This window comes from Streptomyces sp. MA5143a (assembly GCF_900290235.1).
In the GTDB taxonomy this organism is placed as follows: domain Bacteria; phylum Actinomycetota; class Actinomycetes; order Streptomycetales; family Streptomycetaceae; genus Streptomyces.
Map to the genome: position 1 here is coordinate 1 of NZ_OLMK01000018.1, position 21,141 is coordinate 21,141.

Annotated in this window: 16 protein-coding genes; 9 read left to right on the forward strand and 7 right to left on the reverse strand. The window is 71.5% G+C overall.

Going from position 1 to position 21,141, the window contains the following annotated elements; translation table 11 throughout:
* Positions 1 to 504 precede the first annotated feature (504 nt).
* The gene (locus tag SMA5143A_RS09005) at positions 505 to 954 is read left to right on the forward strand and encodes a PTS sugar transporter subunit IIA (RefSeq protein WP_107462381.1); all 450 of its coding nucleotides are present in this window, start codon (positions 505 to 507) and stop codon (positions 952 to 954) included.
* 77 nt (positions 955 to 1,031) lie between these two features.
* Complete coding sequence (ptsP, locus tag SMA5143A_RS09010; RefSeq protein WP_107462382.1) at positions 1,032 to 2,702, forward strand: phosphoenolpyruvate--protein phosphotransferase; 1,671 nt, start codon at positions 1,032 to 1,034, stop codon at positions 2,700 to 2,702.
* A 74-nt stretch (positions 2,703 to 2,776) separates the two neighbouring features.
* Here the strand turns inward: ptsP and SMA5143A_RS09015 are convergent, their stop codons facing one another.
* Both SMA5143A_RS09015 and SMA5143A_RS09020 read right to left on the reverse strand, forming a co-directional pair.
* On the reverse strand, positions 2,777 to 3,685 hold the full coding sequence (locus tag SMA5143A_RS09015; protein ID WP_107462383.1) for a hypothetical protein: 909 nt from the start codon (positions 3,683 to 3,685) through the stop codon (positions 2,777 to 2,779).
* A 121-nt stretch (positions 3,686 to 3,806) separates the two neighbouring features.
* Entirely contained in the window at positions 3,807 to 5,786 is a 1,980-nt protein-coding gene (locus SMA5143A_RS09020) for an acetoacetate--CoA ligase (RefSeq protein ID WP_107462384.1), read from the reverse strand.
* 211 nt (positions 5,787 to 5,997) lie between these two features.
* Here SMA5143A_RS09020 and SMA5143A_RS09025 point away from each other — a divergent pair, with 211 nt between their 5' ends.
* A complete protein-coding gene (locus tag SMA5143A_RS09025; RefSeq protein WP_107462385.1) occupies positions 5,998 to 8,364 on the forward strand; it encodes a glycoside hydrolase family 31 protein in 2,367 nt (788 codons plus the stop codon).
* A gap of 13 nt (positions 8,365 to 8,377) precedes the next feature.
* Here SMA5143A_RS09025 and SMA5143A_RS09030 read toward each other — a convergent pair whose 3' ends face one another.
* Entirely contained in the window at positions 8,378 to 8,914 is a 537-nt protein-coding gene (locus SMA5143A_RS09030) for an NUDIX domain-containing protein (protein WP_055521558.1), read from the reverse strand.
* 279 nt (positions 8,915 to 9,193) lie between these two features.
* Between SMA5143A_RS09030 and SMA5143A_RS09035 the strand changes: the two genes are divergently transcribed.
* The 4 genes from SMA5143A_RS09035 (at position 9,194) to glpK (ending at position 13,884) form a co-directional block, all read left to right on the forward strand.
* On the forward strand, positions 9,194 to 9,619 hold the full coding sequence (locus SMA5143A_RS09035) for a Zn-ribbon domain-containing OB-fold protein (protein WP_107462386.1): 426 nt from the start codon (positions 9,194 to 9,196) through the stop codon (positions 9,617 to 9,619).
* Positions 9,616 to 10,806 (forward strand): lipid-transfer protein, encoded by a 1,191-nt coding sequence (locus tag SMA5143A_RS09040; RefSeq protein ID WP_107462459.1) that lies wholly within the window; start codon positions 9,616 to 9,618, stop codon positions 10,804 to 10,806. Before SMA5143A_RS09035 ends, SMA5143A_RS09040 begins: the two co-directional genes overlap by 4 nt.
* A gap of 626 nt (positions 10,807 to 11,432) precedes the next feature.
* Entirely contained in the window at positions 11,433 to 12,218 is a 786-nt protein-coding gene (locus tag SMA5143A_RS09045) for an MIP/aquaporin family protein (RefSeq protein WP_107462387.1), read from the forward strand.
* 145 nt (positions 12,219 to 12,363) lie between these two features.
* Positions 12,364 to 13,884, forward strand: coding sequence for a glycerol kinase GlpK (gene glpK / locus SMA5143A_RS09050; RefSeq protein ID WP_107462388.1), 1,521 nt, complete (start codon positions 12,364 to 12,366; stop codon positions 13,882 to 13,884).
* Between the two features lie 55 nt (positions 13,885 to 13,939).
* On the opposite strand, the gene SMA5143A_RS09055 is transcribed toward glpK, so the two are convergent.
* The 4 genes from SMA5143A_RS09055 to SMA5143A_RS09070 are packed head-to-tail and all read right to left on the reverse strand — an operon-like array spanning position 13,940 to position 18,274.
* Positions 13,940 to 14,545 carry a GTP-binding protein gene (locus SMA5143A_RS09055; protein ID WP_107462389.1) on the reverse strand — a complete coding sequence of 202 codons (606 nt, stop codon included), beginning with the start codon at positions 14,543 to 14,545 and terminating at the stop codon, positions 13,940 to 13,942.
* Between the two features lie 52 nt (positions 14,546 to 14,597).
* On the reverse strand, positions 14,598 to 14,993 hold the full coding sequence (locus tag SMA5143A_RS09060) for a DUF742 domain-containing protein (protein ID WP_055541244.1): 396 nt from the start codon (positions 14,991 to 14,993) through the stop codon (positions 14,598 to 14,600).
* Positions 14,994 to 15,002: 9 nt separating this feature from the next.
* Positions 15,003 to 15,440 (reverse strand): roadblock/LC7 domain-containing protein, encoded by a 438-nt coding sequence (locus SMA5143A_RS09065; RefSeq protein ID WP_055717220.1) that lies wholly within the window; start codon positions 15,438 to 15,440, stop codon positions 15,003 to 15,005.
* Positions 15,437 to 18,274 (reverse strand): sensor histidine kinase, encoded by a 2,838-nt coding sequence (locus tag SMA5143A_RS09070; protein WP_107462390.1) that lies wholly within the window; start codon positions 18,272 to 18,274, stop codon positions 15,437 to 15,439. Before SMA5143A_RS09070 ends, SMA5143A_RS09065 begins: the two co-directional genes overlap by 4 nt.
* 440 nt (positions 18,275 to 18,714) lie before the next feature.
* Here SMA5143A_RS09070 and SMA5143A_RS09075 point away from each other — a divergent pair, with 440 nt between their 5' ends.
* Both SMA5143A_RS09075 and SMA5143A_RS09080 read left to right on the forward strand, forming a co-directional pair.
* The gene (locus SMA5143A_RS09075) at positions 18,715 to 19,242 is read left to right on the forward strand and encodes a hypothetical protein (protein WP_258193453.1); all 528 of its coding nucleotides are present in this window, start codon (positions 18,715 to 18,717) and stop codon (positions 19,240 to 19,242) included.
* A gap of 299 nt (positions 19,243 to 19,541) precedes the next feature.
* Complete coding sequence (locus tag SMA5143A_RS09080) at positions 19,542 to 21,008, forward strand: aldehyde dehydrogenase family protein (protein ID WP_107462392.1); 1,467 nt, start codon at positions 19,542 to 19,544, stop codon at positions 21,006 to 21,008.
* Positions 21,009 to 21,141 lie beyond the last annotated feature (133 nt).

Consider the following 21,141-nt stretch of genomic DNA (forward strand, 5'->3'; position numbering starts at 1 on the left):
AATGGTTCACAGCGTCCTCGCTGTGTTTTGTTTCAAAGGAACCTCGTCCCGACCGAACCGGCCGGAGACGGGGTATCAACATATCTGGCGTTGATTTTTGGCACGCTGTTGAGTTCTCAAGGAACGGACGCTTCCTTTGTACTCACCCGAGTATCTTCTCGGGCTTTCCTCCGGGCGCTTCCCTTCGGTGTTTCCAACACTATCAGTGTTTTTCCGTCCCCCTGACCACTCTCCCGTAGACATACGGAAGCGGACCCCGAGATAGGATCTGACAAGTTGGTTGCCGCTTGGGGTGGGACGCTCAGTGGCGCCGCTCGGCCCCGAGCAGGTCTACGACTGTACAGCGGGCTCCGGAGCAGGTGCAAATCCCCTGGACTGGTGGTCTAGACCACTAGGCGGTATCTTCCGTGGGGAACCCCGCATCTGACATACGCTGCTGGGCAGAGCCGCCCGTGGCAAGCGGTGCCGGCTCGCACGCGCAGCTCCACCCCTGGGAGGCTTCCCATGACCATCGTGACGTCCCCGCTCGCAGGACGCGCCATCGGACTGGCAGCAGTACCGGACCCCGTCTTCTCGGGAGCGATGGTCGGCCCCGGAACGGCGATCGACCCCGCGCGTGACGTGACCGAGGCCGTCTCCCCCGTGGACGGAGTCATCGTCTCGCTGCACCCGCACGCTTTCGTCGTGGTCGACGGCGAGGGGCACGGTGTGCTGACACATCTTGGGATCGACACCGTGCAGCTGAACGGCGAAGGGTTCGAGCTGCTCGTCAACAAGGGCGACACCGTGCGGCGCGGGCAGGCCGTGGTCCGCTGGGACCCGGCCGCCGTCGTGGCCGCGGGCAAGTCGCCGATCTGTCCTGTCGTGGCCCTGGAGGCCACGGCCGACGTCCTCTCCGATCTCCGCCTCGACGGGGACGTGAAGACCGGTGACACGCTCTTCGGCTGGCAGTGACGCCAGGTCCGTACCGCACGGGAAGTACCACAACCACCGCGGCGGCCGGGCCCGCCGCACAACCGGAGACGGGTGAGATGGAGACAACGCTGCGAGGCGTCGGTGTCAGCCACGGTGTGGCGATCGGCGAGGTTCGGCACATGGGCACGGCGGTACTGGAACCGCCTGCCAAGCAGATACCGGCGGAGGACGCGGAGCGCGAACAAGGACGAGCCCGCAAGGCCGTGGACGCCGTCGCGGCCGACCTGACGGCGCGGGGCAATCTGGCGGGCGGCGAGGCCCAGGCGGTGCTCGAGGCCCAGGCGCTGATGGCCCAGGACCCGGAACTGATGGCGGACGTGGAGCGCCGAATCGCCGTGGGGAGCACGGCGGAGCGGGCGGTCTACGACGCGTTCGCCTCGTACCGGGCCCTGCTGGCCGGTGCCGGCGAGTACCTCGCGGGCCGGGTCGCCGACCTCGACGACGTGCGGAACCGTATCGTCGCCCGGCTGCTCGGAGTGCCCATGCCAGGTGTGCCGGACAGTGACGAGCCGTATGTCCTCATCGCCCGCGATCTGGCTCCTGCGGACACCGCGCTGCTCGACCCGACGCTCGTGCTCGGGTTCGTCACCGAGGAAGGCGGGCCGACCAGCCACAGCGCGATCCTGGCGCGGGCGCTCGGTGTGCCGGCCGTCGTCGCGCTGCCGGGCGCCGGGGAACTCGCCGAAGGCACGGTGATCGCCGTGGACGGCAGCACCGGTGAGATCTTCGTGAACCCCAGCGCGGACAAGAAGGCCGAACTGGAGGCCGCCGCCGCGGAGCGCAGGGCCGCGCTGGCCGCGTCCAGTGGGCCGGGAGCCACCTCCGACGGGCACAAGGTGCCGCTGCTCGCCAACGTCGGCGGTCCCGCCGATGTGCCGGCGGCCGTGGAGGCCGGAGCCGAGGGTGTGGGACTGTTCCGCACCGAGTTCCTCTTCCTGGACGACAGCAAGCAGGCACCGTCGGAGGGGAAGCAGGTCGAGGCGTACCGGAAGGTGCTGGAGGCGTTCCCCGAGGGGCGGGTGGTCGTCCGCGTGCTCGACGCGGGCGCCGACAAACCGCTGGACTTCCTGACGCCCGCCGACGAGCCGAACCCCGCGCTCGGGGTGCGAGGGCTGCGGACGCTGCTGGACCACCCCGAGGTGCTGCGCACGCAGCTGACAGCGCTCGCCAAGGCGGCCGAGGGGCTGCCGGTGTACCTCGAGGTCATGGCGCCGATGGTGGCTGACCGCACGGACGCGAAGGCATTCGCCGACGCTTGCCGTGAGGCCGGGCTGCGGGCCAAGTTCGGGGCCATGGTCGAGATCCCCTCGGCGGCTTTGCGGGCGCGGTCGATCCTGCAGGAGGTCGAGTTCCTGTCGCTGGGGACCAATGACCTCGCTCAGTACACGTTCGCGGCCGACCGGCAGGTGGGTGCGGTGTCACGGCTGCAGGATCCGTGGCAGCCCGCGCTGCTCGACCTGGTCGCGCTGTCCGCGGAGGCGGCGAAGGCCGAGGGCAAGAGCTGCGGTGTGTGCGGTGAGGCGGCTTCGGATCCGCTGCTCGCATGTGTGCTGACGGGGCTGGGTGTCACCTCCCTGTCCATGGGTGCGGCGTCGATCCCCTACGTGCGGGCGACGCTGGCGAAGTACACGCTGGCGCAGTGCGAGCGCGCGGCGGCTGCCGCTCGGGCGGCGGACACGGCCGAGGAGGCGCGCGGCGCGGCTCAGGCGGTGCTGTCGGGCGAATGACCTCGTGCTGATCTCGTGTCGATCGGTTGCGGTCGAGGGGCGCTCCACCTGCGGGTGGGGCGCCCCTCGGGCGTTCAGTGGGGGTGTCCGTCCGAGGCGGTGCCTCCGTGGTCGGGGTCGTCCCCGAGGTCGGGCGGGGTGCAGTAGTCGACGCCGGACTCCGGGGAGACGAGGTCGCCGGACATCACGTCGGTGCAGTAGGCGTCGAAGACCTCTCCCGCGGTCAGGGGTTCGAGGCCGTCGCCGCGCAGGCGCCAGCCGTAGACCCGGTCCATGGTGTCGGGGGCGCTGGTGCGCATGACGAGTCCGCCGGGGCTTCGGGTGGCGATGCCGAGGGCGAGGACGGTGGCGAACTCCAGGGCCTCGGTCTCGTCCAGGCGGGTGGCTCCGTCGGGGTCCTGTTCCGCGCGGATGACGGCGACGAGTGCCTGGGGCTTGGAGGAGACGCTGCACACGAGGTGCCGTTCGCCCGGAGCGGCCGTGTCGAGGATGCGGGTGAGGAGGTCGGTGGCCCGGGCGAAGGATGTGCGGCCGATGTCCTCGCCGCAGCAGGCGCAGGTCCCGATCCGGGCGAGGAGCGTGGTGGCGTACTCCCAGGTGGCCTTGCGGACCGCTTCGTCGATCAGTTCGGGGACGAGTTCGGTGAGGGGTTGTCCTTCGTAGGGGACGGCGGCTCCCGTCGCGGCCAGTTCGGCGGTGAAGCGGGTGCGGCTGGAGGGGATGTCCGGTTCCAGGCCCGCCTCGGTGCAGAACTCCGCGTACTCCTCGGGGTCGAAGAGGGCGACGGTGGTGTGGTTGCCCTGCTCGGCGCGGGTGCGGAGCAGGGCTTCCACTTGGTCGAGGTAGGTCGTGTGGTCGTCGAAGGTGAAGCTGCGGTAGCGCCGCATGGCCGTGAAGTCGTGCTCGTCCGCGAGCAGGCCGATGGTGCCCGCGATCTCGCGGCGCAGGACCCTTCGCATGCTCTGGTGGCCGGTGTGTGCCATGGTTTCCCCCTGTGCGAGCAGTCGATCAATGCTCACTCACGGTAACCGGTGGCACTGACAACGGCTGCCGGCCCGGTGTGCGGCCGCGACGCCTGCCCGGCACCCGACGCCCGCTGCCCCGTCAGGCTCGGTCGCGCGCTCGTTCGCGGGCCAGGCCCTCGTAGAAGTGCAGCAGGTCGAGGTTGTCGATGGAGCCGGGGTTGACCGCCTTCTCCATGGGGGTGCCCTGGAGGAGGCGCTTGACGGGGACCTCGATGCGTTTGCCGGTGAGGGTGTGGGGGATGCCGGGGACCTCGATGATCTCGTCGGGGACGTGGCGTGGGGAGAGCTGTTCGCGGATGGTGCGCTTGACGCGGTGCAGGAGGGCCTCGTCGAGGGTCGCTCCCGGGGCGAGGTGGACGAAGAGGGGCATCCAGTAGCCGCCGTCGGGCTGTTCGATGCCGATCACGAGGGATTCCTTGATCTCCGGGAGCCGTTCGACCGCTTCGTAGATGTCGGCCGACCCCATGCGGACACCCTGGCGGTTGAGGGTGGAGTCGGAGCGGCCGTGAATGACGACGGAGCCCCGTGAGGTGACGGTGATCCAGTCGCCGTGGCGCCAGACGCCGGGGTAGGTGTCGAAGTAGCTGTCGTGGTAGCGGGTGCCGTCGGGGTCGTTCCAGAAGTGGATCGGCATGGACGGCATCGGGTTGGTGACGACGAGTTCGCCGACCTCGTCGGTGAGGGGTTTGCCGCTGGGGTCCCAGGACTGGAGGTCGGTGCCCAGGCAGGGGGCCTGGAGTTCGCCGATGTGGACGGGGAGGGTGGGGACGGCGCCGGCGAAGCAGGAGCAGACGTCGGTGCCGCCGCTGACGGAGGCGATCCACAGGTCCTCGCGGACCTCGTCGTGGAGCCAGCGGAAGCCGTCGGGCGGGAGCGGTGAGCCGGTGGTGCCGACGCACCGGACGCGGGAGAGGTCGTAGTCGCGGCCGGGGTGGACGCCGGCCTTGCCACAGGCCATGACGTAGGCGGCGGAGGTGCCGAAGAGGGTGGCGCCGGTGCGTTCGGCGACGCTCCACTGGGCGCCGGTGTCCGGGTATCCCGGGCTGCCGTCGTAGAGGACGACCGTGGTGCCGGTGAGGAGGCCGGAGACGAGGAAGTTCCACATCATCCAGCCGGTGGAGGTGTACCAGAAGAAGCGGTCCTCGGGGCCGAGGTCGCAGTGCAGGCCGAGTTGTTTGAGGTGCTCGACCAGGATGCCGCCCTGGGACTGGACGAGGGCCTTGGGCAGGCCGGTGGTGCCGGACGAGTAGAGCACCCACAGGGGGTGGTCGAAGGGGACCTGTTCGAAGGTCGGCTCGGTGTCCGCGCCCGTGAGGGCGGACCATTCCAGGGCGCCCTCGGGGGCGTCGGTGCCGAGCAGGGGGATGTGGACGACGGCGCGCAGGGTGGGCAGTTCGCGGCGGAGCTCGGCGACGGTGTCGCGGCGGTCGTGTTCCTTTCCGCCGTAGCGGTAGCCGTCGACGGTGAACAGGACGACCGGTTCGACCTGCTGGAAGCGGTCGAGGACGCTGCGGGCGCCGAAGTCGGGGGCGCAGGAGGTCCAGACGCCGCCGACGGCGGCCGTGGCGAGGAGGGCGACGACGGCCTGGGGGATGTTCGGCAGGTAGCCGCTGACGCGGTCTCCGGGGCGTACGCCGAGGGCCCGCAGGGCGTCGCTGAGGGAGCCGACCTGGCGGCGTAGTTCGGCCCAGGTCACGGGGCGTGCTTCGTGGGTCTCGTCGACGTGGAGGAGGGCCGGTTCGTCGGCGCGGGTGTTGGCGGCGCGCAGGGCGTGTTCGGCGTAGTTGAGGGTGGCTCCGGGGAACCACTGGGCGCCGGGCATGGCGCGGTCGCCCAGCACGCGCGCGTAGGGGGTGGAGAACCGTACGTCGAACCACTCGGTGACGGCTTTCCAGAAGGTCTCGAGTTCGTCGACGGACCAGCGGTGCAGGGCCGCGTATCCACCGTCGGCGGGGGCTCCGTGGTGCTCGGCCGCCCAGGTGTGGAACTGGGTGATCCGGGCCCGGGCGATGCGGTCCGCGTCGGGCTGCCAGAGCGGCGAGGGGTTCGCTGAGGTCATGGGTCGGCTCCCGGACTGTGCGCGTCGTGTGCGTCGGGCGCGCACGAACGGGGTGTGCGCGTGACGCGGCCACCACGGACGATGCCATGTGATCGACTTTGGCACCAGGGTGTGCCGGAGTTGGTCGGCGACATGAAGTGTGCCGTCACCATGGGTGAACGGAAGTTGAACGACTCACACAAACGGGCCGGTCAATGGCAGGGTGAGCCGCATGGACGGTCGTGACCTGGTGCGTTCGGTGAAGGCGATCGGTTCGGCGGGGGCGGTTCAAGGGCTGCGAACCGTGCGGGCCGCGTGGCGCAGGAGGCGTTCCGACGCCACCGGGTTGGCGGCGCGGGGCGCCGAGCGGGCGCGGGTGCCGGGGCCGGTGCGGGATGTGGAGCCGGGGCCGGGCGGCGGGATCCTGCGGTTCGACCGGACGGAGTTGCGGATCACCGTCGATGTGAACGGAGCCGTCTTCTGGGGCTGGGACGGGGCCGGGCAGGAGCCGTCGTACGCTCTCGCGGGCCGGTGCCCGGAGCCGGATCCGCGGGCCGAGCTGGAGCCGGACAAGGACGGCGGCTGGCGGGTCGTGGCCGAGCGGGTGACGGTCGTGGTGTCACGGCACGGCGCGGTGGAGGTGTGTACCCCAGGTGGGGTGATGTTGCGGCGTGATCTGCCGCCCCGTTGGTGGGAGCCGGTGGGCGGGGGCGAGGCGCGGTGGACGCAGCGCTCGGAGGTCGCGGCCGATGCCCGGTTCTTCGGTCTGGGCGGGCGCGCGGCCGGGCCCCGGCTGCGTGACGGGACGTATCGGCTGTGGAACACGGATCCCGGGCACGCGTTCGAGCCTGGTGATGATCCGCTGTACATCACGATGCCGGTGCAGATGGTGGTGGCCGACGCGGGGACGCATCTGGTGTTCCACGACTCCACGTGGGACGGCACGGTGACGTTGCGCGGGGGCGAGGAGGGCGCGGGGTCGGGGCACGACCGGGCCGGCACGTCGGAGCTGCGGATGTCCGGGGGGCCGCTGCGCTGTTGGGTGATCGTCGGTACTCCCGCGCGTGTGCTGCACGCCTGGGCGGCGCTGACGGGCGCTCCGGCGCTGCCGCCGGCGTGGGCGCTCGGGCACCATCACGCGCGGTGGGGGTTCGGCAGCGAGCAGGAGGTGCGGCGGGTCGTCGCGGGGTACCGGGAGCACGGGCTGCCGCTCGACGCGATCCATCTGGACATCGACCACTTCGACGGTCACCGGGTGTTCACGGTGGACGCCGAGCACTTTCCGAAGCTGCCGGACCTCGCCGAGGAACTGCGGGGGCAGGGCATCCGGCTGGTGTCGATCGTCGACGCGGCGGTCGAGGCGGAGCCGGGGAACGCCGTGTACGACAGCGGGACGGCGGAGGACGCGTTCGTGCGGGATGCCGCGGGGCGGGTCGTGGAGGGGTTGGTGTGGGCCGGGGAGTCGGTCTTCCCGGACTTCACGCGGGCGCGTACGCGCGCGTGGTGGGGCGGTCTGTACGAGGAGAGGCTCACACGGGGCTTCGCCGGTTTCTGGCACGACATGAACGAGCCGACGTCGTTCGTGGCGTTCGGGGAGAACACGCTGCCGCGGTCGGCCCGGCATGATCTGGAGGGCCGGGGCGGCGACCATCGGCAGGCGCACAACGTGTACGCGCTGTGCATGGCGCGGGCCGGCTACGAGGGGCTGCGTGAGCTGGTGCCCCAGGAGCGGCCGTTCATCTTCTCGCGTTCCGGGTGGGTGGGGATGCAGCGGTACGGGGGCGCGTGGTCCGGGGACGTGGCGACGGGCTGGCCTGGGCTGCGGGCGTCGCTGTCGCTGGTGCTGGGGCTCGGACTGTGCGGGGTGCCGTACTCGGGTCCGGATGTGGGCGGTTTCGACGGGAGCCCGTCGGCGGAGCTGTTCCTGCGGTGGTTCCAGCTGGGGGCGTATCTGCCGTTGTTCCGTACGCACGCGAGCATGCGGGCCGGGCGCAGGGAGCCGTGGGAGTTCGGGGACGAGGTCGTCGAGCACGCGCGCGTGGCGCTCGTCGAGCGGCGGCGGCTGCTGCCGTACTTCATGACGCTGGCCCACTGGGCGCGGCGTACCGGGGCGCCCTATGTGCGCCCGGTGTGGTGGGGCGCGCCGGAGAACAGGGCGTTGCGGGACTGTGAGGACGCGTTCCTGCTGGGTGGCTGTCTGCTGGTGGCGCCGGTGCTGGATCCGGGGGTGGAACGGCGTGCGGTGCAGCTGCCGCGGGGGCGCTGGTACGACACGGTGACCGGGAAGGCGTATCAGGGGCCCGGGCAGGTGGTGGTCGACGCTCCCTTGTCGCGGATCCCGGTCTTCGTGCGCGCGGGTGCCGTGGTGCCGGTCCGGGGCGCCGACGGCGGCCTGGAGCTGGAGGTGTGGGCACCCGCGCGCGGGCGGACGGGGGGCGGGCTCGTGGTGCCGGACGCGGGCGACGGCTGGGACGAGCCGGAGGTCGAGCGGTACACGACGCGCTGGGAGGGGCGGCGTGTGGTGGTGCAGCGGGACGGGGACGAGGGGCCGGTCGAGCCCGCGTACCCGGTGCGGGTCCGGGGGCTCGACACGGACTGAGCGCGGGTTCGGCTCAGATGTAGCGGCCGTCGAAGAACGCCTGTACCGCCAGGGTGTGCAGCGGGAAGGCGAGTTCGGTCGGTCTGCGCAGCAGGTGCCAGCCCTCCGTCTCGTCGGTGGCCGCGGGCGGCGGGAGGTTGGCCGCCGGGCGTTCGGGAAGCAGCCCGAACAGGAGCAGGTGGCCGTCGGGTGAGCTCATGGCGTCGGCGAGGCGGACGTCGCGGTCGGCCGCGCAGATGCCCGTCTCCTCCTTGAGCTCGCGGACGACGGCGTGCCGCCAGTCCTCCCGGTGGTCGATGAAGCCGCCGGGCAGGGCGGTGCCCCCGCGCGCGGGGGCGATGGTCCGTGTGATCACGACGAGGGCTGTGCCCTTGGTGTCGTACACGGGCTGGAGGGCCACCGCGACGGGGAGCGGATTGCGGTAGGCCACGGTGTGGCAGGCCTCGCAGGTGCGGGGCCAGCCGGAAACGCCCTCACCGTAGGGCGCTCCGCAACTGGAACAATGCGAGTCCGGTGCGGAGTTGGCGGTTGGGTGTTGATTTGCGGACACGCGGCGGACTGTATCCGATCATCTGCTGGTCGTCCTGTCGGGGCGCCGCAATGCGCCACCGCGCGGTCGGTGGGCGGGTGCGGGTGAGGGGCGGCCGGAACCACCCCCGTGGGCCCCGGCCACCCCTCACGGATACTGCGACGCCGGGAGGGGCCGGTTGGTTCGCTCCGGGGCCTGCTCAATTCGAATCGCCCGTGACAGACTTCTGACCGGTTCATATTTCTGACGGTCCATCAGATCTGTTGCCGGGGAGGCGCCTTGTCGCACGGTCGCACACCTGTGGTCACCGGCTGGTTCACCGGGGAGGACGACGGGTTCCGTCTTCTCGGCACGTGCTGCTCGGCGTGCGGTTCGGTGTTCTTCCCGCGCGAGGACGTTTTCTGCCGCAATCCGGGGTGCGGCGGGGGCGAGTTGCGGGAGGTGCCGCTGTCCCGGCGGGGTCGCGTGTGGTCGTACACCGACGCCAGGTACCGGCCTCCGTCACCCTACGTGTCCGATCCGGAACTTCCGTGGGAGCCGTACGCGTTGATCGCTGTGGAACTGGCCGCGGAGCGTCTCGTGGTGCTGGGACAGGGCGTTCCCGGGGTCACCGTCGCCGAGCTGGCGGTGGGCATGGAGGTGGAGGTCGTCCCCGGCGTACTGCACGAGGACGCGGAGACGACCTGGACGACGTGGCACTGGCGGCCGACGGGGGTGACGGCGTGACGGGTGAGGTTGCGGTGCTCGGCGCGGGCATGCACCCGTGGGGCAAGTGGGGCAGGAGTTTCGTCGAGTACGGCACGGCGGCCGCGCGGGCCGCGCTGGACGACGCCGGGATCGACTGGCGGGACGTCGGTTCGATCGTCGGGGCCGACACGGTGCGTGGCGGCTATCCGGGGTACGTGGCGGGGGCGACCTTCGCCAAGGCGCTGGGCTGGCAGGGGGCGCGGGTCACGAGCGTGTACGCGGCCTGCGCGTCGGGGGCGCAGGCGGTGGCCGCCGCCCGGGCCCAGATCCTGGGCGGTCTCGCGGACGTCGTGCTCGTCGTGGGTGCGGACGCGGCACCGAAGGGGTTCTTCCGGCCCGCGGGCGGGGACCGACCGGACGACCCGGACTGGCTGCGGTTCCGGGTCCTCGGCGCGACCAACCCGACGTACTTCGGGCTGTACGCGCGGCGCCGGATGGCGGTGCACGGCGACACCCAGGAGGACTTCGCCCGGGTCAAGGTGAAGAACTCGGCGCTGGGGGCGCTCAATCCGTTCGCGCGGTACCGCAAACGGGTCACCGCGGAGGAGGTCGCGGCCTCCGCCGTCGTCGCGGACCCGTTGCGGCTGCTGGACATCTGCGCAACCTCGGACGGGGGTGCGGCACTCGTGCTGTCCAGCGTGGAGTTCGCGCGGCGGCACGGCGTGGCCCGGCCGGTGCGCATCCGGGCGGTGTCCACGGTGACGCCGCGCTACCCCACCACGGTGCTGGATCTGCCGGACATCGCGACGGACTCCGCGGTGGCCGTGGAGCCGGGTGCCGAGGCGTTCCGGGCGTCGATCGCGCGGGCGGCGTACGAGGAGGCCGGCCTCGGACCGGACGACCTGTCGCTCGCCGAGGTCTACGACCTCTCCACGGCGCTGGAGTTGCAGTGGTACGAGGATCTGGGGCTGTGCGGCGAGGGTGAGGGGGCGAAGCTGCTGCGGGAAGGGGTGACGGCCCTCGGCGGCCGTATACCGGTGAACACGAGCGGCGGCCTCGCGTCCTTCGGCGAGGCGGTTCCGGCGCAGGCGATCGCCCAGGTGTGCGAGCTGGTCCGGCAGTTGCGGGGCGAGGCGGGTGACCGGCAGGTCGCGGGGGCGCGTGTGGGGCTCAGCGCGAACCAGGGGTTGTTCGGGCATGGGTCGGCGGTGATCGTGGTGCGGTGACGCGTGCGCGTCATCATGCTGCCGTGCCGTTTCGTCGGACACGCTCCGCTTCGTCGTCCCGGACCATCGGCTTGGACACGCGCGCGTGAAGGCAGTCATGGGCGCCGACCCGACCGGCAGAGGCCACGCAGCGACACATGCGCTGGGTCCGGTCGCACCGCTGACCGCCACACGCCCGTCCCTCGCCCCTGACCGCCGCGCCCCCTTCCGTGTCCCTGACCGCCGACACGCCCGTCCTCGCTTCTGACTGCCACGCCTCCGCCGCCACCACCGAGCCCCCGAGTCGCGCCCCTCCAGCGCTGCCGGGCCGTCGTCGTGGGCGGGCTGTCGGTGGTCCTTCGTCAGCATTGTTCGTCCGTGTCCTTGACGCCCCCTGGGTGCCGGTGAACACTTCCGGTGTCAGTCGGCATCGCCGCATTCGGGCGTCTTTGTGCACTGCGCCGCTCGGGTCTCCCGCCTGCCCATCGGGCCGTCCCCCACGGGCGATTCGGCTGCTACGGCACGCTCGTCACGGACGCCGGGCGGGGCGCGGGACCCTCCCTGCCTTCGGCTGAAGTAGCCATGGGAACGCACCCTGCACGCATGGTCCGGGGTCGATCACCCCGGGCCGGGGCCTAGGAGCCGCCATGAGCAACGGAGACATTTTCCTCGGCGAGGTCATCGGTACGGCGATCCTGATCCTGTTCGGCGCCGGTGTGTGCGCCGCCGTCACCCTCAGGTTCTCGAAGGCGAGGGCGTCGGGCTGGATCGTCATCGCGTTCGGCTGGGGCTTCGCCGTCCTGGCCGGCGCCTACACCGCCGCTCCCCTGTCCGGCGGGCACCTGAACCCGGCGGTGACCGTGGGCGTCGCGGTCGACACGGGAACGTGGGACAAGGTCTGGGTGTACCTGCTGGGCCAGTTGGTGGGCGCGATGCTCGGCGCGGTCCTCGCCTACCTGGTCTATCTCGCGCAGTTCCAGGCGAACGTCCGCAAGGAGGGCACCACGGAGGGCACGGCGGACGAGCCGACACCGACCCTCGGGATCTTCTCCACCATCCCCGAGATCAGGAACCCCGTCGCCAACCTGATCACCGAGATCATCGCGACGATCGCGCTGGTGCTCCCGATCCTCGCCTTCGGCCGCAACACGGGGATCGGCATCGGTCAGATCCCCGGCGAGGAGGCCGGCGTCTACGGCTCCGGCATCTCGGTGCTGCTGGTGTCGTTCCTGGTCGTGGGCATCGGTCTCTCCCTCGGCGGGCCCACCGGCTACGCGATCAACCCGGCGCGTGACCTCGGCCCCCGCATCGTTCACACCTTCCTGCCGATCCCGAACAAGGGCACCTCCGACTGGGGTTACGCCTGGATCCCGGTCGTCGGCCCGCTGGTCGGCGGGGTCCTCGCGGGCCTCGTCTACAACGCGGCCTTCTGACTCACCGCCGCAGCACGGGCGTCGAGGCAGGAAAACGACATGGAGACGCGCAGAGGCACAACACGCGCAAAGACGCGGAGCGCGTAGCGACGCAAGACGTGTATCGACGCAAGACGTGTATCGACGCAAGACGTAAGGGGATGTCATGCCGGACAACGCCCAGAAGTACGTCGCCGCCATCGACCAGGGCACCACCTCCAGCCGTTGCATCATCTTCGACCGGGGCGGCGCCATCGTCGCCGTGGACCAGCGCGAACACCGCCAGATCTTCCCCAAGCCGGGCTGGGTGGAGCACGACGCCACCGAGATCTGGTCGAAGGTGCAGGCGGTCGTCGCCGGGGCGATCGCCAGGGCGGGTCTGCGCCCGGACCAGATCAGCGCGCTCGGCATCACCAACCAGCGCGAGACGACCGTCCTGTGGGACCGGGCCACGGGCAAGCCCGTGCACAACGCGATCGTCTGGCAGGACACGCGGACCTCCGCGCTCTGCAACGAACTCGGCGGCCCCGACGGGCAGGACCGGTTCCGCGAACAGACCGGCCTGCCCCTGGCCAGCTACTTCTCCGGTCCGAAGGCCGCCTGGCTGCTCGACAACGTGCCGGGCCTACGGACCCGCGCCGAACGCGGCGAGATCGCCTTCGGCACGATCGACTCCTGGCTGATCTGGAACCTCACCGGCGGGACGGACGGCGGCCGGCACGTCACCGACGTCACCAACGCCGGGCGCACCATGCTGATGAACCTGGAGACCCTCCAGTGGGACCCCTCGATCCTGTCCGCGATGGACCTGCCGGAGGCCGTCCTCCCGGAGATCCGGTCCTCCGCCGAGGTGTACGGCACCGCCGTGGGCCAACTCGCGGGCGTCCCCGTGGCGTCGGCGCTCGGCGACCAGCAGGCGGCGGTGTTCGGGCAGGCCTGCTACGACGTGGGCACCGCGAAGAACACGTACGGCACCGGCAGTTTCCTGCTGCTCAACACCGGCAACCGGCCCGTGGCGTCGAAGAGCGGACTGCTCACGACCATGGGGTACAAGATCGGTGACGAGGCGCCGGTGTACTGCCTGGAGGGGGCGATCGCGATCACGGGCGCCCTGGTGCAGTGGTTCCGTGACCAGCTCGGCATCATCCGTACCGCCGACGAGATCGAACCGCTGGCCGCGAGCGTCGACGACAACGGCGGGGCGTACATCGTGCCCGCGTTCTCCGGGCTGTTCGCCCCGTACTGGCGCTCCGACGCCCGCGGGGTCGTCACCGGGTTGACGCGGTACGTCACCAAGGCGCATCTGGCGCGGGCCGTACTGGAGGCGACGAGCTGGCAGACGCGGGAGGTCGTGGACGCCATGTTCCAGGACTCGGGGGTGCGCATCACGACCCTCAAGGTGGACGGCGGCATGACCGGGAACAATCTGCTGATGCAGCATCAGGCGGACGTCCTGGGTGTCCCGGTGATCCGCCCCCGGGTCTCCGAGACGACGTGTCTGGGAGCCGCGTACGCGGCCGGGCTCGCGACCGGGGTGTGGAACGACCTGGACGAACTGAAGTCGCACTGGAGCAAGGACGCCGAGTGGACACCGTCCATGGAGGACTCCGTCCGCGACCGCGAGTACCGCAACTGGCGCAAGGCGGTGGAGAAGAGCTTCGGCTGGCACGAGGACGGCGCCGGCTGAGGGCGCGCCCTGAGGCCACGGCCCGTACCCCGGTCGGCGGGGGTGCGGGCCGTGCTCAGGTCGTGACGGTCTGGCGGTGCTCCGTGGTGTACGCCATCGCGTGCCGGACGACGGCGACCAGGACGTCCTTGACGGATTCCCGCCGGCGCGCGTCGCACAGCACGACCGGGACGTCGGGGTCGAGGTCGAGGGCCTGGCGGACGGTCTCCGGCGGGTAGTGCGCCGCCGTGTCGAAGCAGTTGACGCCGATGACGAAGGGGATGGAGCGGCGCTCGAAGTAGTCGACGGCGGCGAAGCAGTCCTCCAGGCGGCGGGTATCGGCGAGCACCACGGCACCCAGGGCGCCGGACGCCAGCTCGTCCCACAGGAACCAGAAGCGGTCCTGGCCGGGCGTGCCGAAGAGGTACAGGACGAGGTCCTCGCGCAGGGTGATGCGCCCGAAGTCCATGGCCACGGTGGTGGTGTGCTTGCCCTCCACACCGGTGGTGTCGTCGACCGGGCGGCCCGCCTCGGTCAGCACCTCCTCGGTGCGCAGCGGCTTGATCTCGCTGACCGCGCCGACGAGGGTCGTCTTGCCCACGCCGAAGCCGCCGGCCACGAGGATCTTGAGCGTGACGGGCTCGACCGGAGGTGTGCCGCGCTCAGTGCGCCCGAGGATCATCGGTCTCTTCTCCTGCTGGATGGTTGTCGCGCGACGGCGGACCGCGGCCCGCTCACAGCGCCCTGAGGCCGCTGATCACGTCGCGCAGAATACTCTCGTCCACCAGTTCGGCAGGCGGAACTGGACGATTCACATGGACCAGTTCCTCGTCGACGAGGTCGCCGACGAGGACCCGGACCACTCCGACGGGCAGGTCCAGTTCGGCGCCGAGTTCGGCGACGGACTGCGGGGTGTCACGGCACATCTCCACGATGCGGACGTGCTCCGGGGACAGCGAGTGGTCGTCCTCCGGATCGTCGACGTGGGGCTCCGCGACGACCACGGCGATCAGATCGAGGCGGTGCTGCACCGCGTGGCTGGTCCGGCCGCGCGTCATGGCGTACGGACGGACCACCGGTCCGGCCTCGTCGTCGAACCAGTGGCTTCTTCCCTGACCGTCTCGGCTCATGCCATCCCACTACCCGCCCTGGGGCAGATCGGTGCGTGGGGCGGAGCCCAGATGTACGCCGACCCGCTTGACCAGCAGCGTCATCTCGTAGGCGACCTGCCCGATGTCGGCCTCCGCGTCGGCGAGGACGGCGAGGGCGCTGCCGTCACCGGCGGCCGTGACGAAGAGGAAGGCCTCGTCCAGTTCGACGACGGTCTGACGGACGTTGCCCGCCTCGAAGTGGCGGCCGACGCCCTTGGCGAGGCTGTGGAAACCGGAGGAGACGGCGGCCAGGTGCTCGCTGTCCTCCCGGGTGAGCTCCTTGGAGACGCCCGTGGGCAGTCCGTCGCCGGAGAGCACGAGCGCCTTGCGGATGCTGGCGACGCGCTCCACCAGGTCGTCCAGGAGCCAGTTCAGCTCGCCGGACGTGCCGGTCGCGGTGGGCCCTTCGGCCTTCGGTGCGGTCATCGACCGTCCCCCTCTGTCGTTCCTCGTGGTGCTGAGACGTCCCGGGCGTCGTCGCCCTCGGCGTTCTCCTCGCGGCCGCGCTGCCAGCCCCGCTGGAGCGAGGCCATACGGCTGCGTACTTCGTCGGCGTCGCGTTCGGCGGTGTCCGGTCGGTCGGCGCGAGTCCTCTCGCGCTCGACCCGCCGGGCGAGGCCGTCCTTCAACTGCGGGGCCAGATTGGCCTGTCGGACTCGGCGGGGCAGCGGGCTCGGAGCTGATTCTGCCTGGTCGACCGTCGCGTCCGTACGCGGGGTGGGCGCACCCGGAACCTGCCGCGGTGCGCGGGGGTCCGGGCCGTCGGCGGCGGTCGTGCGCCGCCGTTGGGGCAGTGCCGGGGGCTCGTCCCCGCCGGGCAGGGCTCCCGGGCGGTAGCCGTCGGGGAGCGGGGCCGGCACGGGGCGGGCGGAGGGTTCGGCGCGGTCGCCGCGCAGGGCGGTGAACGGCCGTGCGTCGGCGATGCCCGCCTCGCGGCCCCGCGGGGGCTCGTCCTCGGTGCGGCGCGGCTTCTGACCCGTCACCGGGCGGCCGTGGGAGCTGACCAGGTGGGGTGTCCGGCGCTGCGGCAGCTGTACGGGGCCGACCGTGGGGTCGGGGTCGGTGAGGGGCGTCCGCTGCGCCTCACCGTCGTGGGCCGTGCGCGGGTCGCCGTCGACGCCGGTGAGGGGGCGGCGCGGCCGGAACTCGCCGCGCTCGCCGTCGCCGCCGAGGGTGGTCGGGAAGCCGCCGAGGGGGTCCAGTTCGACCGGCGCCTCCAGCTCCACGGGGCCGTCGAGGATGGCGGAGGAGAGGCCGGGCAGCCGGACCGGCACCTGGGAGAGGGCGGCGTTGCGCTCCTCCTCCAGCTGGGCCTCACGGGTGGGGTGGGCACGGTCGAGGCGGAAGCCGATGCCGTTGGTGTCGGGGACGTCGTCGGTGAGGAGGGCGTCGGGGATGAAGACCACGGCCGTGGTGCCGCCGTACGGCGAGGGCTGGAGGGAGACGCGGACCTTCTGCCGCTGGGCGAGCCGGCTGACCACGAAGAGGCCGAGCCGGTCGGTGTCGGACAGTTCGAAGTCGGGGGTCTCGGCGAGCTTCAGGTTGGCGTCGAGGAGCGCCTCGGCGGCCATGCCGAGGCCCCGGTCGTGGATCTCCAGGGTGAAGCCGTTGGCGACGCGCTCGCCGAGGACCTGGACCGCGGTGTGCGGCGGCGAGAACACCGTGGCGTTCTCGAGGAGTTCGGCGACGAGGTGGGTGAGGTCGGCGACGGCGGGGCCGGTGACGGCGACCCGCGGCAGCCGGCGGACCTCGATGCGCTCGTAGTCCTCGACCTCGGCGACGGCGGCGCGGACGACGTCCATGAGCTGGATGGGCTTGCGCCACTGCCGTGAGGGGGCGGCGCCGGAGAGGATGACCAGGCCCTCGGCGTGGCGGCGCATACGGGTGGTCAGGTGGTCGAGGCGGAACAGGTCCGCGAGTTCCTCGGTGTCGTCGGTCCGCCGTTCCATGGTGTCGAGGAGGGTGAGCTGCTTGTGGAGCAGGACCTGGCTGCGGCGGGCGAGGTTGACGAAGACCTCGGAGATGCCGCTGCGGAGCTCGGACTGCCGGACGGCGGCCTCGACGGCGGCCCGCTGGAGGGTGTTGAGGGCTTGACTGACCTCACCGATCTCGTTCTTGTCGTACTCCAGTCGGGGCACTTCGGTCTCGACGTCGACCTGTTCGCCCGTGGCGAGCCGGCGCATCACGCTGGGCAGGCGCACGTCGGCCGTCTCGTGGGCCTCCTGGCGCAGTCGGCGCAGGTCGCGGATGAGGACACGGCCGATGCGGACGGACATGAACAGCGAGACCAGGAGGGCGAAGAGACCGAGGACTCCGGCGATGACGGCCTTGAGGATGACGCCGGTGGCCAGGGGTCGCACCCGGTCCTGGTAGCGGTCGCCGGCCTCGATGCTGAGGTCGCGGAGGTCGCGGAGGACCGGTTCCACCGCGCTGTCCCAGCTCTTGGCGCTGACGCCCGCCCGCTGTCCGGCGACGGAGCCGATGACGTCCTGCTCGACCGAGCGCAGCGGCGCGGTGTTCGCGTTCCGCCAGTAGCCGGCGATGCGGTCGCGCTCGGAGGAGGGCAGCAGCGGCAGGGTGATGTCGTACAGCAGGGTCCGCTGCGCCACGAGGTCGGAGAAGTCGCGGATCTCGTCGCGGCTGATCCGGCCGGCGACGAGGACGGAGCTGAACAGGGCGTCCTCGCGGGAGAGGAGCTCACGGGCGCGGCCGAGGTTGACCAGGGCGCGGCCCTGCTTGTCCATCTCCACGTTGTCCAGCGCGGGGAGGTTGGACAGGAGGGCGAAGCACGGGTCGACCAACTCGTTGTAGAACTTGAGGCCCTGGGCGACGGTGACGGTGCCGTCGTCGACGCCCGTGCGCAGGGCCGGGAGGCCGTCGAGCGCGTTCAGGATGGTGGTGAGCCGCAGCGCGGTGGACTCGCCCATCTCGTCTCGCAGTTCCGCGTTCGTGGCGTGGTCGCGGAACTCGGCGACGGCCTTGTCGGTGGCGTCGCGGCTGCGTTCGAGGGCCTCGGCGGCGTCGGAGCCGCGCGGATCGGCGAGGAGGACCAGCGTCTGGCGGCGTTCCTGCTGGAGGACCCGGATGGTGTCCTCGGTGGGGAAGCCGATCTCCTCGACGATGTCGGCCACTCGGAAGAGGTCGCTCGCCGCACGCCCCGTCAGCACCGTGGCGAACGCCCAGACGCTGGTGAGGGCGATCAGGGGCACGAGCAACAGCGCCACGATCTTCCGGCGGATCGATTTCCCGCGAAAGCGCATGGCCTCCCCCAGCTCAACCCCCACCGGCCCGGGGGCACACATGTGCGTCAACAAACGGCGTGAGCCTACTACCGACACGGGGGTATCTCGAAGGGCCGTCGGATCCCACCACCCGCCCATGGCGAACCAGACATGGGGAGTTGTCCGTTCATTGGGGGAGATTGCCTCCCCCTGTCGGGCAGTTGAACCCATGGCATCCCGTCGGGGAAGTTGGCCGGTTGGCCGGATTTTTGCGTTCCTTGGGAATCTTTCGGCGTTCCTCGATCGTCTTTCTGTACGGGAATGGGGTGCGGAAGGGGCGACAGGCCCCGCAAGCCGCCCCCGGGTGGCGTAATTCGGAGGAAGTCGGGCACCAGAGGGGGGCCGGGTCTCGTGATCCCGGAGCTCTTGGTCCACCGGCGGTGGGGAGTGACAAGTTGATGGGCACGGCGGAGCGGCACATGGCGCTCGAGAAGGACACGGTGACACCACAGGCCGCGGCGAAGGCCGTTCGGGCGTCCGAGCGGGCCCCCGGGGCGGGCGAGGGTGCCACGGTGAAGGAGAAGAAGCCCGCCGCCAGGGACGAAGAGCGCGGGCATGACCGGGCGTTGTGGATCGAGGAGCCGGCACGCAGGCGCCGACTGCCCGACCCGGTGCGGACCGCGGCGGTGCGCGCGGTCCTCATCATCGCGGTGACGCTGATTCAGGCGATGGTGGCGGTCCTGTCCACCCTGGCCGGTTCCTGGCTGGCGTTCCCGATGGTCCTGAGCAGCGTCGCCAGCACGGTCGCGGCGACCTGGGGCGTCCTGGACGTCTGGGTGACCCGGCAGGTGTGGAGCCAGCGCAACGGCGTGGTGTCGGCCCCCAGCAGCACCGCGCGCGCCCTGCGGCGCGAGCGGCGGCGGGCCCGCCGTGAGGCGCGCGCGGCGGAGCGTACGCAGGCGCGAATACGCCGTCGGAGCGGGGCCGGCCAGCTCTCGCACCCGTAGGGGCGCGCGGCCCGTCCACTCGTTCCTCCTGGCGCTCCGTGCGGGCCCCCTGCGGGCTCCTCGGGTCGCTCCTCGGGGTGCGCCTTCCGGGGATCCCCTTCGGCGCCTCGTGTGCTCCACGCGGCGCGCCTTCCGGGGGTCCCCTTCGACGCTCCCGCACGGGTTCCTTCTGCCGTTCTTTCCGACCGGACGTGTCAACCGTCACATTTGGCCGGATGGTCTGCATAGAACGCGGTCTTCCGGTTAGGCGCTCAGCCGCAAGGGCGCCGGCACGGCGCTGACCAGGAGGAACGAGAGACATGCCCGAACTTTTCATCGGCGGAGCGTGGCGTGGCGCGCTCGACGGGCGGACCCGTGAGATCCGCTGTCCCGCCGACGGCAGCCTGGTCGCCGTCGTCGACGAGGCCGGCCGCGAGGACACCGTGGAGGCGATCGCCGCCGCGCGTCGCGCCTTCGACGAGGGCCCGTGGCCCACGACCCCGGCAGCCGAGCGGGGCGCCCTGCTGCTGCGGGTCGCCGACCTGCTCGTACGCGACAAGGACGCGCTCGCCCGCGCCGAGTCGCTCGACACCGGCAAACGGCTGGTGGAGAGCGAGTACGACATGGACGACATCGCGAACTGCTTCCGCTACTTCGGACACGCGGCCACCGCCGAGACGGGCCGGGTCGTGGACACCGGGCAGGACGGCGTCGACAGCCGGGTCGTGTACGAGCCGGTCGGGGTGTGCGCGCTGATCACCCCGTGGAACTACCCGCTGCTCCAGACGGCCTGGAAGGTCGCCCCGGCGCTCGCGGCCGGCAACACGTTCGTGCTGAAGCCCAGCGAACTGACCCCGCACACCGCGATCCATCTGATGCGGCTGCTGGAGGAGGCCGGGCTGCCGCCGGGCACGGCGAACCTGGTCCTCGGCGCCGGTCCCGAGGCGGGCGCCCCCCTCTCCGAGCATCCGGACGTCGACCTCGTCTCGTTCACGGGCGGCCTCCAGACCGGCCGGCGGTTGATGGCCAACGCCGCCGCGAGCGTGAAGAAGGTCGCGCTGGAGCTCGGCGGCAAGAACCCGAACATCGTCTTCGCCGACGCCGACTTCGACACCGCCGTCGACATGGCCCTCACCGCCGTCTTCCTGCACTCGGGCCAGGTGTGCTCCGCCGGCGCCCGGCTGCTGGTCGAGGACGCGCTGCACGACCGGTTCGTCGACGAACTCGTACGCCGGGCGGAGCGGATCCGGCTGGGCGGCCCGTTCGACGAGCGGGCGCAGACCGGACCGCTGATCTCGGCGGCGCACCGCACGAAGGTCGAGGAGTACGTCGCCAAGGGCGTCGCGGAGGGCGCGGTCCTGCGCTGCGGCGGCGAGCGGCCCACGGGTGAGGCGTACGACCAGGGCTTCTACTATCCGCCGACCGTCCTGGACGAGTGCGCGAGCACGATGTCCGTGGTCCAGGACGAGTCGTTCGGCCCCGTCCTGACCGTGGAGCGGTTCGGCGACGAGGCCGAGGCCGTACGGCTCGCCAACGACACGATCTACGGCCTGGCCGGCGCCGTGTGGACGACGGACGAGGCCAGGGCCCGGCGGGTGGCCGCCCGGCTGCGGCTCGGCACGGTGTGGATCAACGACTACCACCCGTACGTCCCGCAGGCGGAGTGGGGCGGTTACAAGCAGTCCGGCTTCGGACGTGAACTCGGGCCCGCGGGGCTCGCCGAGTACCGCGAGGCCAAGCACATCTGGCGCAACACGGATCCGGCACCCCAGGGCTGGTTCTCGTAACTCCCTTGCGACGAGGGGGACTTGAGGCGTGGGCATGACTCCTCTTCCGTGTCCCGCGGATGTGGTCCCCTTCCCTGCCCGTGCCCACGGGCACCTCACCCCGGCCCCCATCCCAGCCCCCTCCCGGCACACC

Excerpts from the sequence above, each read along its gene's own strand:
- SMA5143A_RS09070 (WP_107462390.1), bottom strand. The coding sequence starts at position 18,274 with ATGCGCTTTCGCGGGAAATCGATCCGCCGGAAGATCGTGGCGCTGTTG.
- ptsP (WP_107462382.1), top strand. The coding sequence starts at position 1,032 with ATGGAGACAACGCTGCGAGGCGTCGGTGTCAGCCACGGTGTGGCGATC.
- SMA5143A_RS09020 (WP_107462384.1), bottom strand. The coding sequence starts at position 5,786 with ATGACCTCAGCGAACCCCTCGCCGCTCTGGCAGCCCGACGCGGACCGC.
- SMA5143A_RS09075 (WP_258193453.1), top strand. The coding sequence starts at position 18,715 with ATGGCGCTCGAGAAGGACACGGTGACACCACAGGCCGCGGCGAAGGCC.
- SMA5143A_RS09065 (WP_055717220.1), bottom strand. The coding sequence starts at position 15,440 with ATGACCGCACCGAAGGCCGAAGGGCCCACCGCGACCGGCACGTCCGGC.
- SMA5143A_RS09055 (WP_107462389.1), bottom strand. The coding sequence starts at position 14,545 with ATGATCCTCGGGCGCACTGAGCGCGGCACACCTCCGGTCGAGCCCGTC.
- SMA5143A_RS09005 (WP_107462381.1), top strand. The coding sequence starts at position 505 with ATGACCATCGTGACGTCCCCGCTCGCAGGACGCGCCATCGGACTGGCA.
- SMA5143A_RS09025 (WP_107462385.1), top strand. The coding sequence starts at position 5,998 with ATGGACGGTCGTGACCTGGTGCGTTCGGTGAAGGCGATCGGTTCGGCG.
- SMA5143A_RS09060 (WP_055541244.1), bottom strand. The coding sequence starts at position 14,993 with ATGAGCCGAGACGGTCAGGGAAGAAGCCACTGGTTCGACGACGAGGCC.
- glpK (WP_107462388.1), top strand. The coding sequence starts at position 12,364 with ATGCCGGACAACGCCCAGAAGTACGTCGCCGCCATCGACCAGGGCACC.
- SMA5143A_RS09080 (WP_107462392.1), top strand. The coding sequence starts at position 19,542 with ATGCCCGAACTTTTCATCGGCGGAGCGTGGCGTGGCGCGCTCGACGGG.
- SMA5143A_RS09045 (WP_107462387.1), top strand. The coding sequence starts at position 11,433 with ATGAGCAACGGAGACATTTTCCTCGGCGAGGTCATCGGTACGGCGATC.
- SMA5143A_RS09015 (WP_107462383.1), bottom strand. The coding sequence starts at position 3,685 with ATGGCACACACCGGCCACCAGAGCATGCGAAGGGTCCTGCGCCGCGAG.